We start from the raw sequence: 16,721 nt of genomic DNA on the forward strand, positions 1-16,721 counted from the left end.
AATTTATAGCCGTAAAATTCATCTTTTGGTGTTTTTTGCGGCTTTTTGTTGAAGGGAATTATTTCAATCCATAATGCATAAAATAATAGTTCTTGTTGCATTTGCAACAACCCTGAAAATAGTTTTCTTGTATCATTAATAGTATTGAAGCTAAAAGACTATTTTGGGGAGGATTTGCACATAACCAAGTTTTTGCTTTGTCTGATAAAGTAGTAGATGCAGTTAAAACCGGAGCCATAAAAAAGTTTATTGTAATGGCAGGTTGTGACGGAAGAATGGAAAGCAGAGAGTATTACACTAAATTTGCTAAAAAACTCCCAAAGAATACGGTTATTCTAACTGCCGTGTGGCGTTTTTAGCTCCAAATGTTATAAAATATCTTGTAGATAATTTTGGTATTGGGGGGATTGGATTAGTAGATGCAGATTTAAAACTGCTTATAGGGTAAGTCATGGCATTAAGTGGTAAATATTCATAAATTTTAAGAAAAATATTCAACTTTATTTGTAGAAGTTGCACCGAATAGTAGATAAAGATAGAAAATTATGATATAATTGGAAAAGAAACAAAAAATTTAAAAGAAAGGAGGATATTTAATGAGAAAGAAATTAATGAAAGCCCTGACTTTAGGCTTATCAATCGTGTGTTGTACCTTTGCTCTGAATGTGCAGGCGGTAACACCATTAACGATTACCGATACTAAAACGGGAACCTTTGACGGATACGACTATGAGTTGTGGAAGGATAGTGGTACTACCAGTATGACGTTAAACGGTGGCGGTAAGTTCAGTTGCCAGTGGAGTAATATCAATAATGCATTATTCCGTACCGGTAAAAAGTATGATGAGACCAAGACGCATCAGCAACTTGGAACCATCACATTGGACTATGCAGCAAACTATCAACCATCAGGAAATTCATACTTGGCCGTCTATGGTTGGACTGTCGACCCACTTGTAGAGTATTACATTATTGATAGTTGGGGCAATTGGAGGCCACCGGGAGCTACGTCAAAGGGACAAATAACTGTTGATGGTGCTACATATGACGTATATGAGACTACTCGTGTAAACCAACCTTCAATCAAAGGTAATACAACTTTTCAGCAGTATTGGAGTGTTAGGACATCGAAACGTACAAGCGGAACAATATCCGTAAGTGAACACTTCAAAGCATGGGAAAAGATGGGTATGAAAATGGGTAAGATGTATGAAATCTCACTCGTTGTAGAAGGGTATCAAAGCAGTGGCAGAGCGGACATTACTGCAATGTCACTTAATGTTGGGGGCGGAAATCAGCCTGTGGTAAAGGGTGATTTAAATGGTGACGGAAGTGTTAATTCTTTAGACTTTGCAGCATTAAAATCACATTTAATAGGAGCTACAAAACTTTCTGGTGCAGCTCTTTCTAATGCTGACGTTAACGGGGACAGTCAAGTAGACTCTCTTGATCTTGCAACTATGAAAAAGTACTTATTAGGTATAATAACTACTTTCTAATATGAAGTAGTGTTATACTATACCACAAAGGAGCAGTCGTATACCCTTAAAGGTAAGCGATGCTCCTTTTTAGTAAGCCAGGTAAGGACGCTTAATTAGTTTTACCAAATCAAAGTGTCATTTATTAAGGGTAATAAAATAAGGAGTGTGTTTTTATGGACTATAGTAAGGCGGTCTCCTATTGGGTTGAAAAAGAGAAAAATGCGGTTAGGATGGACCGCAACGAACTTTTGACAAGGGTAGAGAAATTTATTATGACACATAATACTTGCGCCTTGGCCACAGGCTTCAGTGATTTTGTCCGTTGTACACCAATTGAGTACAACTACAAAGACGGGAGATTCTGGCTACTTTCTGAGGGTGGCCTGAAATTTAGAGGGCTGGAGGGAAATAAAAATGTCTGCCTCGCCATCTACGATGAATATACCGGCTTCGACAAATTGGGAGGGATGCAGGTCAACGGTGTAGCAGAGATTGTGGAACCCGGGACAAATGAATACATGGAGCTATTGGCCTTGAAGAATATTTCCGCTCAGAAACTGAAACAGTTGCCTACCACCTTGTACCTCATTAAGGTAACACCAACCAGCATTGACTTTGTATGTTCAGAGATTCATAGATTAGGCTTTGATACCAGACAACATTTGTGTTTTTCCGATAGTCATGATTAGATTTGTAGGGCTGAACTAATAACATACTCTAAAAGACCAGAGGGCTGTCGCAAAACAAACTTGCGACAACCCATTTAGAATTCTTTAGGGAACCTTTATTGCGTTGAAAACTGATTCATTTTTTACGAGTTTATATTTCTTATCTTTTCTCCAAGCGTTTAAATCATCATCATATCTCTTAGAAATATAACCACTCTTTATATCATCTTTTAACTGTGTAAAAGAGTAGACTTTCATCAGCTTCATTACATGATAGCCATAGGAGGTTTTAACAATACCCGTATCTCCCACTTTCCTTGACGAATCTACTGCCCAGTTTTCAAATTCCGGTACATACTGGTGGTTTTTCATTACTGTGTATTTTCCGCCTTTTTCAACAGAACCGGGATCTTCAGAAAGCTCTTTTACCAGTGCTGCAAAATCACAATTAGGTTCATTTACTTTTTTTAAGGTGTCTTCTGCTTTTTTCTTTGCTTCTGCATCTTTTTGGGGAGTGGACTGATTGTTTTCGTCGTTACTCAGGAACAGTATATGTCCTACAATTACCTTGTAAAACTTATCTTTGTTGCTATCATAAAATTTCTTGAGCTCAGTATCTGTAGTTTTGTAACTACTTTGTGTTTGAGAAGAGAATTTTCTTACAATAGACACGTTGTTATAAAAACTCTTGAATTGAGATAGGGTAAAGCCTGTTTCATTCTTAATAATCTTTTCTTGTTCTGCAGTTGTTGCGGCCAGAGAATTAAGATATGAATTCATGTTTGTGTTGAAATCATCTGTTTCTTTTTTAGTTAAGGCCGTTTTGGCAGCTTTTGCCTTTGAAAGCTGAATTTTGAAATCTACTACGTTATCAAGAGCCAATTTTTTTGCGTAGTCAGATGCTTTCATATTGTTAATATTTGCATTCCAATCAACATTATAGGAATTAAAATAGCTTTGAATCATTGAAATGGCATCTTTAAGAAAAATGTTGTAGTCTTCCTTTGATATATTATCGGTTCCTACTTTTGCCACATATGTTTCCGGAGTGGCTGTCTTTGTAGTTGCCGCTGCAAAAGTATTTCCGGCAGGTATCATTGCCGTTAATACTAATGCAACCGCAACAAGTGCACTTACAAACTTTCTGTACATTATTTACCTCCTGTTATGGACCGCTATGCGGAAAAATTTTGTGCTAAAAAAACTCCACTATATATAATTTAACACCGGACTTCCAAAATCCTCTAATATATTATAAAAAATTACTATTTTAATCAATTGTAAGAAGTACAAAAATGTAATAATATATGTATATAGAGCTATTTTATTACATTTATGTAAAATGACATAAAGTAGCTTAAATTTTAATTATAGAAAGGAGGCGATAAAAACTGGATAAAAAATGCTTTTTAAAGGTTTTCTTAACATTGGCATTGACAGCACTGATGCCATTAGTGTCAGTTGTAAATGTTCCTGCAAATGCCATGACAGCAGAAGGTGTAAAGTATGAATTTGAAAACGGTGTCCAGAACAATGCTGAAATTCATACTGACTATGTTGGGAAGACCGATGACGGCCTGATATTTGACCTAAGCGGTGCAACTTGCAGCTACGTTGGACAAAGGGGGACAAGTACTTCTGTTAATGTTGACATTGAACAGGCAGGACTTTACGAATTGGTTGTACGATATGCACAGCCATTTGATAAGACCAAAAAGATACAGTATCTCAATGTCAATGATTCCAATCAAGGAGAGGTTAGCTTTCCGTACACTCTCAACTGGAAGGAAATGTCCGCAGGAATTGTAAAGCTCAATAAGGGTACTAACAATATTGAATTTGAAGGCTACTGGGGATACACTTTTTTTGACTACCTTATTGTTAAGCCCGCAGATGAAAGTATTACTTCACTGAAAGTCGATAAAAAGCTTGTGAACCCTAATGCTACCAAAGAAACAAAAGCACTTATGAGCTACTTGGTTGACGTGTATGGAAAGAAAATTATTTCAGGTCAGCAGGAAATTTGCGGGTCTCATAACTATGAAGGCTCAGAGTCAGACTTTGCCTATATTAAGGAAAAAACAGGCAAGATGCCTGCATTAAGAGGTTTTGATTTTATGAACTTCAGAGGAAACGGCTTGTTATGGGATGATCTTTGTGCGGAACGTGTCATTGACTGGTACAAAAATAAAGGTGGTATACCAACAGTTTGCTGGCATTGGTTTTCGCCCGGAAATATCGGCAAAAAAGCTGATAACAGCTTCTATACAGAAAGCACAACCTTCAGTATATCAAAGGCTTTGACATCCGGAACTGCCGAAAACACCGCACTGCTTAATGATATTGAATTTATGGCAGGAAAATTCAAACAGCTACAGGAGGCAGATGTTCCTGTACTTTTCAGGCCACTCCATGAAGCAGAAGGAGGATGGTTCTGGTGGGGGGCCGAAGGCCCTGAGAATTGTGTAAAGCTATATAGGCTGTTATACGAGAAATTTACAAATGAATACCACTTAAACAATATCATATGGGTATGGACTTCCTATACATATGACACATCTTCAAAATGGTATCCCGGTGATGATGTTGTTGATATTCTTGGCTATGACAAATACAATGCCAAGGATGGACTGCCAAACGGAAGTGCTATTTCTTCAACCTTCTATAATATGATTAAACTCACAAACGGTAAGAAGCTTGTTACAATGAGTGAAAACGATACAATTCCGCAGGTTTCAAACCTTACAAATGAGATGGCCGGATGGCTATATTTCTGCCCTTGGTACGGATGGTATCTTACGGGAGAGCAGAATAATCCGGTTGATTGGCTAAAACAGATGTATACCAGCGATTATTGTATTACACTGGACGAACTTCCCGATCTTGAAACCTACCCATTCCCATCTGGCGGGGATACTCCTACAATCACGTACGGTGATTTGAATGGAGATAACCTAATCGATGCAATTGATCTCGCTTTACTAAAAAAATGTATATTAGACAACAATCAGAGTATAAAGTCAGCAGATGTTGACGGTAACGGTTCTGTAGACGCTATAGATTTCGTATATATGAAGAAATTTCTGACAGGTGAAATTTCCAGCTTTCCAGCCAGTGGAAAGTAATTGATTTTTTTTATTTAAAGAAAGGAAGATATATTATGAAAAAAGGATTGATTTTTAAGGTAGCAAGAGCTTCTGTAATGAGCGTTGTTGTCCTTGCAATGCTGCTAACTTCATTCACTGTTATGAATGTAAGTGCAGCAAGTACAGACTATAATTATGCTAAACTACTACAGTACTCACAGTATTTTTACGATGCAAATATGTGTGGTACCGAAGTTAGCGAAAAAAACCAATACACTTGGAGAAATGACTGTCATACTTATGATGCAAAACTACCGCTAGATTCAAAAAATACAAATATGACAGATAGCTTTATCAGCCAAAATAAGAGTGTGCTAGATCCTGATGGAGACGGAACGGTAGATGTTTCCGGTGGTTTTCATGATGCAGGTGACCACGTAAAATTCGGTATGCCTGAAGCGTACTCAGGTTCAACTCTTGGATGGGGATTTTATGAATTCAAAGATCAATATGTTACAACCGGACAAGACAGTCATATAAAAACAATATTAAGATATTTCAATGATTACTTTATGAGAAGTACTTTCCTTGACTCAACCGGTAAGGCTATAGCATTCTGCTATCAGGTTGGAGACGGAGATGTAGACCACGCATACTGGCAAGCACCTGAAGTTGATGAAATGTTCAGAAGAGGCTGGTTTGCAACTGATGAAATGCCTTCAACTGATTGTGTGGCAGCAGCAGCAGCTTCACTTGCAGTCAATTACATGAATTTTAAGGACGAGGACCCTGCATATGCAGAAAAATCACTTAAATATGCAAAAGCCTTATTTCAATTTGCAGAAAGATGTCCTAGCAAATCAGTAAACATTGATGGACCTAAAGGTTATTACGGATCCTCCAAATGGCAGGATGATTACTGCTGGGCTGCATCATGGCTGTATTTAGCAACAAAGGATGACCATTACCTTGACGAAACACTAAAGAATTTTGATTACTATGCACCTTCATGCTGGACACATTGCTGGAACGATGTTTGGGCAGGTACAGCATGTATTATTGCTGAAATAAATGATTCAATTGATAAAAACGGACAAGTATTGGAAGATAGATACAAAAAATTAACAAATAAAAGTTCATATGAAGAGATTGATTTCTGGAGTCAGATTGCAAAGTTAGCAGATGGCTGGATGTCGGGTAAAAATGTTACAGTATCACCTGGCGGTTACGCTTTTCTGAATCAATGGGGTTCTGCGAGATACAATACAGCTACTCAGCTGTTAGCACTTGTTTATGATAAGAATCACGGGGATAAAGCATCAAAGTACAGCCAATGGGCTAAATCACAGATGGATTACCTTTTAGGTAACAATCCGTTAAACCGCTGCTACGTAGTGGGATATGGAGACAATTCAGTAAAATATCCTCATCACAGAGCTTCATCAGGGTATGCTACTGCAGAAGGAACAGGTCCTCAAAAATATGTTCTTTACGGTGCATTAGTTGGTGGACCTGATGCCAGCGACCAACATAAGGATATTACTTCAGACTACGTGTATAATGAAGTAACAATAGACTACAACGCTGCATTTGTTGGAGCTAGTGCCGGTATTTACAGATACTTTGGAAACTCAGCTATGCAGGTTACCCCTAACTTCCCACCACCTCCAAAAGAAGACGATCCTGATGACCCTTCCGGTTCAAAATATTGGGTAGAAGGTTTCTGTGTTGATGTAGCTCAATCAGACGGACCAAAAGCAACCGAAGTTACACTGTATGTAAAATCTGATGTTTCAAAAACCTCGAAAAATATTTCTGTAAGATATTATTTTGATTCTACAGGAATGACATCCCTTGACCCAAATAAAATAGAAATGAGACAGTTGTATGACCAAACAGCTGCTGAAACAGATTATGCAGCTGAGATATCAGGGCCACACCTCTATAAAGATAAAATCTATTATATAGAAGTAAAATGGCCGGGTTATGTAATTGCAAATTCCAACAAGAAATACCAGTTTGCAATAGGTACATACGCTTGGCAAAATAACTGGAATCCTACTGATGACTGGAGTCATAAGGGATTGAAGGTTGTTGAGGACAGCTGGAAAGGAACACCTGAAAAGACAGACAATATCTGTGTTTATGACAATGGCGTTCTAGTTGGCGGTACAGAGCCTGATGGAACTACACCGGGCGGAAATAATCCTGAACCGACAATTAAATTGGGTGACATAAACAACGATAAATCAATTGATTCGTTGGACTTAACATTGATGAAAATGCACATATTAGGTGTCAAAATTCTTGAAGGAAATGAGCTTAAGGCAGCTGATATGGATGCCAGCGGCGATGTAGATTCTATTGATTATGCTAAGTTGAAGAAAATTATATTGACACAGGCAGACTAATAAAAAATTGCAAAGGGAGTTTATATAACTACCAGGAGTTGGCTTGGGAACTCCCTTTGCCTTTACTAAATTAATAGCTGTTTTACTTCAAGGAGGTAACAACAGTACAAAAATTTTGGAGGTAGATTGTATGAGTTTAATAAGTTATGAAAGAAGGCGGAAATTAAGGGCAGGGCTAGCATGTTTTGTTGTAAGCGGAATTGTGGCAACATCCGGAGGTCTCATTCCCGGAACTTTTAGTCAAAATGTATCTGCGGCAAGTACATCTCCCGGAGACTACCAGCAAGATTCCCGTATACGTCTCAATTCTATAGGGTATCTTCCCGGAGCTGAAAAAAAAGCAACAATTGCAGCCTCTGCAAGTGATTTTATTTTAGTAAATTCAAGTGGAACAGCTGTTCTCACTGGTAAAACTACTTCCACCAACAACTCTGATACCAATGAGCAGGTTAGCATAGCAGATTTTTCGTCAATAAAGACGAATGGAACTTACACCCTGCTTGTACCTGGTATAGGAAAAAGTGTAACCTTCAAAATTGACCCAAATATTTACGTAAACCCATTTAAAACATCAATGCTTGGAATGTATCTGTGGCGCTGCGGAACATCAGTTTCCACAACCTATAATGGCAAGGTGTTCTCTCATGAGGCTTGTCATACCAAAGATGGATATACTGACTATATTAATGGACAGCACAATATAAAAGATGGCGGAAAAGGCTGGCACGATGCGGGGGATTACAACAAATATGTTGTTAATGCCGGTATTACCGTAGGCTCTATGTTTTTTGCATGGGAGCAGTTTAAAGATCAGATAAAAGGCATTTCCTTAACAATGCCTGAAAGCAACAACTCAATGCCGGATTATTTGGATGAACTCAAATATGAAACAGATTGGCTTTTAACCATGCAATATCCTGACGGAAGCGGAAAGGTAAGCCATAAGCTTACTACAAAAGACTTTGGTGGATTTGTGTTACCTGAGAGAGAAACTGCCGACAGGTTTTTCACTCCATGGGGAAGTGCTGCAACAGCAGACTTTGCAGCTATGATGGCTATGGCTTCAAGAGCTTTCCGTCCATACGATGCGTCATATGCTGACAAATGTATTGCTGCTGCAAAAGTTAGTTATGCTTGTTTAAAGGCAAATCCGGGAAATACGAAGCCTAATCTCAGCGGTTTCACTACAGGTGATTATGATACTACAGACACTGATGATAGATTGTGGGCTGCTGCAGAAATGTGGGAAACTACCGGAGACAACAGTTATCTGGCAGATTTTGAATCCGGTGCAAACTACTTTTCTAAGAAAATTGACGTTGACTTCGACTGGGGAAATGTAAACAATCTTGGAATGTTTACATACCTGTTATCCGAAAAGAGCGGAAAAAACGCTTCACTATATAACACAATTAAGAATGCATTAATTTCAGCAGCAGACAGTATAGTTGGTACTGCTGACAAACACGGTTATGCAAGGCCACTGGGAGAAACCTATTACTGGGGCTGCAACGGTACCGTGGCACGTCAGACCATGATTCTTAATATTGCAAATAAATTATCGCCAAAAGCAGATTATGTTAACACTTCGCTGGATGCACTGAACTTTCTGTTCGGCAGAAACTATTATAATCGTTCCTTTGTTACAGGAATGGGAATAAACCCTCCAATGAAACCACATGACAGACGTTCAGGCGGTGATTCCCAAATTGATCCATGGCCCGGATATTTAGTTGGTGGTGGTTGGCCGGGAGCAAAGGATTGGAAGGATGATCAGGATAGTTATCAGACCAATGAGATTGCAATCAATTGGAATGGTGCATTAATTTATGCACTGGCCGCATCACTTGACGTATCGGATACTTCCGACCTACTATTGGGAGATATAAATATGGATGCAAACGTTGATTCCATCGATTACGCTCTGATGAAACAGCATATATTGGGTTTGAGTATTTTGTCTGGAGATGCATTTAAAGCTGCTGACGTAAATCATGACAATGCAGTAGATGCTATAGATTTATCAACTTTAAAACAGTATTTGTTAGGTAAGATTACAAGCTTATAACTAAAGCTGAGATTTTTTATAAAAGCAATCAGGAGTGATATAACTCAGGGTTGCTCTTTTTATTTTAAGTAAACAAATAATGGATATGTGGAATTAAAAATAATTTATAAGGAAATATATAAATGTAAGGAATCAGCTAAAGGAGTTACTATGATTGGAAAAAATCCCAGACGCCAAGTAGCATATCTAAGCATTCTTGGCACAACTCAGCTTCACTTAAGAAATCCATATGTTATAGCCTGGTGGTCAGCGGCATTTCCCGGTATGGGCCATTTACTGCTTTCAAAATACATTCGAGGGTTCTTTTTGTTTATTTTTGAAGTTACGGTAAACCTACAAGCTCATATCAATACTGCTATACTTTACTCATTTACAGGAAGGTTTGAGTTGGCAAAAAATGTTTTGGACAAAAGGTGGTTAATTCTTTACTGTTCATTATATATTTTTTCAGTGTGGGACAGTTATAGGACTACAGTTGACATAAATAATAATTATATTCTTGCAGTAAGAGAAGATGCCCGCATCAGCAGTTTTAAACTTGGTAGCATGGAATTTAACTATCTTGATAAAAGGTCTCCGTTAGTTTCTGCAATATGGTCACTGCTTATGCCGGGAACGGGTCAGCTTTTTATTAATCGTATTGTAATGGCAGTATTTATAGTTATTTGGTGGATAGTTATTGCATATTTATCAAATATACTTCCTGCTATTCACTATACTTTTACAGGGAATTTTGGATATGTTAAGCCGGCAATTAATGCACATTGGGCCTTAAATATTTCATCAGTATACATGTTTGCCATGTATGACGCGTACTCAAACACTGTAGAGAATAATAAACTGTTTGATAGGGAGCAGGCAAAATTTTTACAAAGAGAATATCAAAGTAAGAGTTTTGACATACCAAGTAAAAAAAAGTCCATAAGAGGTGACATAATGCACATCATTGCTACATTTGAACATACTATATATTTGGAAAAAGCTATTTCAGAAATTGAAATGCAAGGAATTCCAAAAGAAGACATACTTGCAGTACCAATGGACAAAAGGGACGAAAAGAGAAAGGTGTTTGATTCTATACACCAGTCAGACGGGCTTAGTTTAGTTGATTTGGCTGCTATACTGGGTACTATATTTATGCTTCTGGGTACAATTTACGGATTTTTACTCAAATTGGGCCCAATAATTTGGGGGCTTATAGGTCTTGTCACAGGTTTTATAGCGGGCTTGCTGATAAAGCTGATTATTACTAGAAAATCTTCAAATAGACAAGAAAATGAAAAAGCTACAGAGGTAGTTCTAATCATCAAATGTGAGGAAGGCAAGTCTAACATGGTAAAAAATGTATTTTGGAATAACCATGCTCTTGGCATAAGTAATATTTGATTTGAATAATTATAAAGTAAAAGTTTAAAAAATTTAAAATTAGTTTAAAAATATATAGTATAATTATGATATAATTAATTAAAGTTCAAAATTAAAATAAATAGAATCAAATGAAAGGATAATTATTTGGTGAAAAAAGGAACAGGGAGATCTGCCTTAATTATACTAATTATAAGTTTCATATTGCAAATAGTTCCTAATACTATTTATATTAATAAAAAACTTCCGTTTCATTCTAATATATCACCTAAAAAGATTTATATTTCTAAACATGTAATAATAAAAAAAAGTGAAAACTATTCGATTCCTAAAAATTCATTTAGAATTAGTACTTTAAATAGTATTGTTATGTTTACTAATTATTCCATAACAAAACCTTTGCAACATAACAAGCCATTTGACCATCGAAAAAGTATAAGACAGACAATTCCTAATTATTTTAACGGGAGTAATTATAAGAATCCTCCTATATAGATTTTAAATATAAAAATCAACTATAGGGGTGAGTCAATGACAAAAAAAAATCATTTAAAAAGAGAAATTGTAAGATATATATTTCTATTTATTGGTTCAGTATTAGCTGCTACCGGATTGGAAATATTCTTGATACCAAATAACATTATTGACGGTGGAATTGTAGGTATATCAATAATTACAAGTTATTTAACCAAGCTGCCGGTAAGTTTATTTATAATTGTGCTTAACATTCCATTTTTGTTTCTTGGATACAAACAGATAGGAAAAACTTTTGTTCTGTCATCGTTATTCTCAGTTGTATCTTTTTCCTTCTGGGTATCAGTTTTTCATCCGATACCTGTGCTTACAAGTGATATTTTGCTTGCTTCAGTTTTTGGAGGTATAGTTCTGGGAATTGGAGTAGGTATAATAATACGATATGGCGGTTCTCTTGACGGTACTGAAATGGTTGCAATAATTATTAATAAAGGTACATCCTTTTCAGTAGGTGAAATGGTTATGTTCTTTAATATATTTATTTTAAGCAGTGCCGGGTTTGTTTTTGGCTGGAACCATGCAATGTATTCTCTTATTGCCTACTTCATTGCATATAAAGTCATAGATATTATAATAGAAGGACTCGATGAAACAAAAGCGGCGATAATTATATCTGAAAGCGGTGAAGAAATTGCTAAAGCAATTACAGCCAGACTTGGAAGAGGAGTTACCTTTCTTGATGGAAAAGGCGGCTTTTCTAAAAATGAAAAAACAATACTGTACTCGGTTGTAACAAGGCTTGAGATTTCAAAGCTTAAATCAATTATATATGATAAAGATGAAAATGCTTTTGTTACTATAAATGATGTATCGGAAGTAATGGGAGGAAAGCACAAGAAACGTTCAATTCACTAAATATACAAGTATCGACTGTAAAGTAATATAATGGTAAAATAAATTATCAAAAAATAAAGGGGTTGTTTTACCATGAAAACTATAAAAGTGCTTTCAATCGATGGGGGCGGTATAAGGGGGATTATACCTGCCATGATTCTTGCCAAGATTGAGGAAATGACATCCAAACCTATTTGCGAATTATTTGACTTAATTGCAGGAACTTCAACAGGTGGAATACTATCACTCATGTTGACAGTGCCGTCAAAAGAGAATAACGGCAAGCCTGCTTACACGGCCAATGACCTTATTAAGCTGTATACTGAAAATGGTAAGAAAATATTCTCAAGTAATATCTTTCATAAAATTATTTCTATGGATGGGATATCAGAAGAAAAATATCCAGCTGCAGGAATTGAGTCTGTTTTAAAGGAATACTTTGGTGAGGTAAAGCTTTCTGAAGCCCTGACAAATATAATTGTTCCGGCGTATGAACTGACTCTTAGAGAACCGTTTTTCTTTAAAAGTGTACATGCAAAGGATACCAGCAAGGTAAATAAGGATTTTTATATGTGGCAGGTAGCAAGAGCTACTTCGGCAGCCCCTACATACTTTGAGCCATTTAAGCTTCAAATTGGCCAAAAGGATGGCGCAGATTATTATGCTTTGATTGATGGTGGTGTATATGCCAATAATCCTGGTATGTGTGCTTATGCGGAGTCGAGAGTACTTTATAAGGATATGCCGGATATACTAATGCTTTCACTTGGAACGGGTGAACTTAACCGCTGTATTCCGTACAATGAAGCTAAGGACTGGGGGCTTATGAAATGGGCAAAGCCAATTCTAAGTACAGTATTTAGCGGGGTGAGTGAAACGGTTGATTTTCAACTCGGTCAGATATTAACGGATAATCGGTACTATAGGATGCAGGCCAGTCTTGCACAACTTGGGAGCGATGCCATGGATGATGCCAGTAAAGAAAACATACATGAACTGAAGCTTCTTAGTCTCAGCTTAATTGATGAGTGGCTTAAAAACGGAAGATTGGACAAACTGTGTAAACAACTTACCGAACAATAATTAAAAAGTACGGTCACCCTACAATGTAGTGAACCCCAAATATTAGACAGTTTATTCAAGCAACTTCTAGGGACTGGATTCGGTATTGTACTGGACTCAGTCCTTTTAGTTTGCACTTAATTCTTTTGTTATTGTAATAGTCTATGTAATCATCTAGTTCCCTGTGAAAATGCTCTATTGAATTGAACTCTTGCAAATAGAGCAATTCTGATTTTAGTAGGCCAAAGAAATTCTCCATTACAGAATTATCTAAACAATTTCCTTTGCGTGACATACTCTGGATAATGCCTTTCTGTTGAAGTCGGTGTTGATATTGTTTCATTTGATACTGCCATCCCTGATCTGAATGGAAAATTAACCTTGTATTATCAGGTATCTTTTTAAATGCTTTATCAAGCATATCCATAATTTGGTGGAACGTTGGTCTCTCCGATACGTTGTAACTCACAATTTCACCATTGAATAGATCAAGTATTGGCGAAAGGTATAACTTTGTCCCGAAAAGTGAAAATTCAGTAACATCAGTAACCCATTTCTGATTAGGCTTATCTGCTTTAAAATCACGTTTCAGAACATTTTCTGCCACCTTGCCTACTTCTCCTTTATAAGAACGGTATTTACGTATCCTTACCTGGCACTTAATATTGCACTCTTTCATTAGCTTTAAGACGGTCTTATGGTTGATGCCATACCCTCTATTGCGCAGTTCCATAGTGATTCTGCGATAACCATATCTACCCTTATTTGCGTGATATATTTCCTTAATTACTTCTTTAACTTCTATATATTTATCAGGCTTACTCATCTGTTTTAAATAATAGTAATATGTACTTCTAGGAAGACCTGCAATCTGGAGTAGATCCATCAGTTTAAATTTATGCCTTAATTCGCTGATGGTAATTACTTTTTCCCATTCTCTCGGACAATTCTTTCCTGAACTAAGGCATTCAATTTTTTTAGATATTCATTCTCCATACGAAGTCTTTGAACTTCTGATATTAGGTCTTCTTCTACTTGATTGGCAGACTGTATTTTACCTGTTGAGTTTTCTTTTATTTTCCTATCAGATTGCATATTTTTCTTTCGACCACGATTATTTCTATAGAGAGCCTGTGGTCCCTCCTCATAATATAAGCGCTCCCAGTTAGCAACAGTAGTGCCGTTAGGTATTCCAAACAGGGCAGCTGTTACAAAAAGTGATAAATTCTTCTCATGCATATATTCTACGACATGTTGTTTGAATTCTCCAGAGTATGTTCCATGTTTTAAAATTATTCCTTCTACCCCAAACTGTTCATAACTCTTAACCCAACGTCGAACTAGTGTTTCTCCACATCCTAGTTGTTTCCCAATAGAATTACAGGACATATGGTTTTCAACAACCTCTAAAACTGCTTTCATTCGTTGTTCGTGAGTAAATTTTGTCATAAAAAACTACACCTCCAAATGTAAGTTTATTTCGTCTAACATTTGGGGTGCAGTTCACAAAAAGAGCGACCGTACTTTTTTAATGGTTTATCTTTTTAATGCCCCTTGATTTTAGCTCAGCTTCCAAAGCCTTTCTGTCGAATACAATTTGATTTAGTGATATATTTTGTCCGTCAAATACAATAGTTTTTATATACTGAAATTGTATATCGGCTGACGACTGATATATTTTTCCGGATTCAAAAGATGAAGAAGGAGAGTTATCAATAGTATATTTTAATCCGGTAACGCGCTGACTAATTTCAATAGTTTTACCATTCCACCATGTAATAATATTATATTCACTACTTAAATCATCTGCACTTATCCACTGCTCTCTAAATTTTAAGTACTTATCATTAGAAGTTTGTTTGTCTTGATTATTACTATCGTTTGTTTTTCCATTTGAAGTATCTGACGGTTTTTCAGTATATTCTGTAATTCCATCAAGGTCTATTTGTTCAGGTTTCTTGAGTTCATCTGGTATCTCTATTTCCTTTGTGGTAAAGGTGTTTTTAATGCCTCTTTCCTTCTCAATAAATTTTTCTACAATTCTGGATGCATCCTGTGATACACTCTCATAGAATATCCAGTCATAATAAACCTTTCCAAAGGTTTTGGACAGCCAATCTAAGGAGTAACTGCCGTCATTGACTAAACTACTTAATTTTGAAGTACCTGAAAAGAAATTGTAAATATCAGATCTTTTGCTTTTGTAAGTTTTTCCGTTATACTTCCAAGTAATAATCTGATTAAGATTTGCTTTATCCTCAGTTACTGTTTTAAAAGATATAATTTGTCCTTTAGAGCTATCAATAAAGTGAATTGAGTATTTAGATTCATAAGGATATCCCTTCAACTGACGATATCCCTTATATTCTCCAGTGCCACTGACAGTATATAAATTATTAATATCTACATAAGTGTCATTATAGGTCATATGAATATCACTTGATATTTCCGATTTACCAATGAGAATACGGGAATTTAAAGAATCCCACCTAACACTTATTCCAACCGCTTGAGGCAGTAGCTTATAAGGTACCATTACAGTATTTTTATCCATTGTTGGAGCCATATCTATTGTTTTTTGTTTTTGGTTTACATACGCTTTTGTAGTGCCTACAGTAACCGAAATAGTGAATTTATCATTTTTTACGGTAGCCTTTTTTGATTTATTATCCCATGAGTATTCTAGATCGAGGGCCTCTGAAACATTTTTTAATGGCACTAAAATGTTTCCGCTTTTTGATATGGGCTGAACGGGTAAAGTCAGTAAATCTTCATAAACATAGACCTTTATAGACGGGGCAGCAGCAATAATATTCAAATTAAATACAAAAGCAAGTGTAATACAAACTACAACAAAATATATAATTTTCTTCATATTAATATCTCCGTTTTTTTAAAATATGAATTGTTTGATATACAGATTATAGAATAATTATCTATCGATTACAAGTTTTGACAAGTATCTATTATAAATCAAAACGAAGAAAGTGAATTTAGGTGTAATAAATAGTATCTTGATGAATAATATAGAATAAAGCGGGTAAATTAAATTCAAGGCTAATCATGGACAAGGTTGTGTGTTGATAAGAGAGTTTGGCGATGATATACTAACGAAGCTGTCTCGAACGGCGGCAACGCTTTGACAAGTTTTAAGTTTAAGGTAGAAATTAAATACCAAAAACTAAAAGTAAAAAAAGTGTTGACACAAATGA

The 16,721-nt window shown here is 36.2% G+C and carries 11 protein-coding genes and 1 pseudogene; 9 read left to right on the forward strand and 3 right to left on the reverse strand.

Going from position 1 to position 16,721, the window contains the following annotated elements; genetic code table 11:
* Positions 1-167: 167 nt before the first annotated feature.
* The 3 genes and pseudogenes from P0092_RS22120 to P0092_RS10540 form a co-directional block, all read left to right on the forward strand.
* Positions 168-344: pseudogene (locus P0092_RS22120) on the forward strand (hydroxylamine reductase); the annotation flags it as partial.
* A 252-nt stretch (positions 345-596) separates the two neighbouring features.
* Positions 597-1,499 (forward strand): glycoside hydrolase family 11 protein, encoded by a 903-nt coding sequence (locus P0092_RS10535; protein ID WP_004622366.1) that lies wholly within the window; start codon positions 597-599, stop codon positions 1,497-1,499.
* A gap of 155 nt (positions 1,500-1,654) precedes the next feature.
* Positions 1,655-2,170, forward strand: a complete 516-nt coding sequence (locus P0092_RS10540; protein ID WP_004622369.1) for a pyridoxamine 5'-phosphate oxidase family protein — start codon at positions 1,655-1,657, stop codon at positions 2,168-2,170.
* An 84-nt stretch (positions 2,171-2,254) separates the two neighbouring features.
* Here P0092_RS10540 and P0092_RS10545 read toward each other — a convergent pair whose 3' ends face one another.
* Positions 2,255-3,301 (reverse strand): peptidylprolyl isomerase, encoded by a 1,047-nt coding sequence (locus P0092_RS10545; protein WP_004622371.1) that lies wholly within the window; start codon positions 3,299-3,301, stop codon positions 2,255-2,257.
* Between the two features lie 239 nt (positions 3,302-3,540).
* On the opposite strand from P0092_RS10545, the gene P0092_RS10550 reads away from it, so the two are divergent.
* The 6 genes from P0092_RS10550 (at position 3,541) to P0092_RS10575 (ending at position 13,530) form a co-directional block, all read left to right on the forward strand.
* Entirely contained in the window at positions 3,541-5,274 is a 1,734-nt protein-coding gene (locus P0092_RS10550) for a glycosyl hydrolase (protein WP_040759482.1), read from the forward strand.
* 35 nt (positions 5,275-5,309) lie between these two features.
* Positions 5,310-7,646 carry a glycoside hydrolase family 9 protein gene (locus P0092_RS10555; protein ID WP_004622375.1) on the forward strand — a complete coding sequence of 779 codons (2,337 nt, stop codon included), beginning with the start codon at positions 5,310-5,312 and terminating at the stop codon, positions 7,644-7,646.
* 130 nt (positions 7,647-7,776) lie between these two features.
* Complete coding sequence (locus P0092_RS10560; RefSeq protein ID WP_040759490.1) at positions 7,777-9,714, forward strand: glycoside hydrolase family 9 protein; 1,938 nt, start codon at positions 7,777-7,779, stop codon at positions 9,712-9,714.
* A gap of 150 nt (positions 9,715-9,864) precedes the next feature.
* Complete coding sequence (locus P0092_RS10565; protein WP_004622379.1) at positions 9,865-11,100, forward strand: hypothetical protein; 1,236 nt, start codon at positions 9,865-9,867, stop codon at positions 11,098-11,100.
* 510 nt (positions 11,101-11,610) lie between these two features.
* Positions 11,611-12,468, forward strand: a complete 858-nt coding sequence (locus tag P0092_RS10570; RefSeq protein WP_004622383.1) for a YitT family protein — start codon at positions 11,611-11,613, stop codon at positions 12,466-12,468.
* A gap of 72 nt (positions 12,469-12,540) precedes the next feature.
* Positions 12,541-13,530 (forward strand): CBASS cGAMP-activated phospholipase, encoded by a 990-nt coding sequence (locus P0092_RS10575; RefSeq protein WP_004622384.1) that lies wholly within the window; start codon positions 12,541-12,543, stop codon positions 13,528-13,530.
* Positions 13,531-13,585: 55 nt separating this feature from the next.
* Here the strand turns inward: P0092_RS10575 and P0092_RS10580 are convergent.
* Positions 13,586-14,958 (reverse strand): IS3 family transposase gene (locus P0092_RS10580; protein ID WP_086024841.1). Its coding sequence is split into 2 segments (ribosomal slippage): positions 13,586-14,481 and positions 14,481-14,958, totalling 1,374 coding nucleotides; the frame shifts between segments, so codons are not numbered across the junction.
* A gap of 79 nt (positions 14,959-15,037) precedes the next feature.
* Entirely contained in the window at positions 15,038-16,384 is a 1,347-nt protein-coding gene (locus tag P0092_RS10585) for a copper amine oxidase N-terminal domain-containing protein (protein WP_004622713.1), read from the reverse strand.
* Positions 16,385-16,721 lie beyond the last annotated feature (337 nt).

Source organism: Ruminiclostridium papyrosolvens DSM 2782 (assembly GCF_029318685.1).
Classification (GTDB): domain Bacteria; phylum Bacillota; class Clostridia; order Acetivibrionales; family DSM-1351; genus Ruminiclostridium; species Ruminiclostridium papyrosolvens.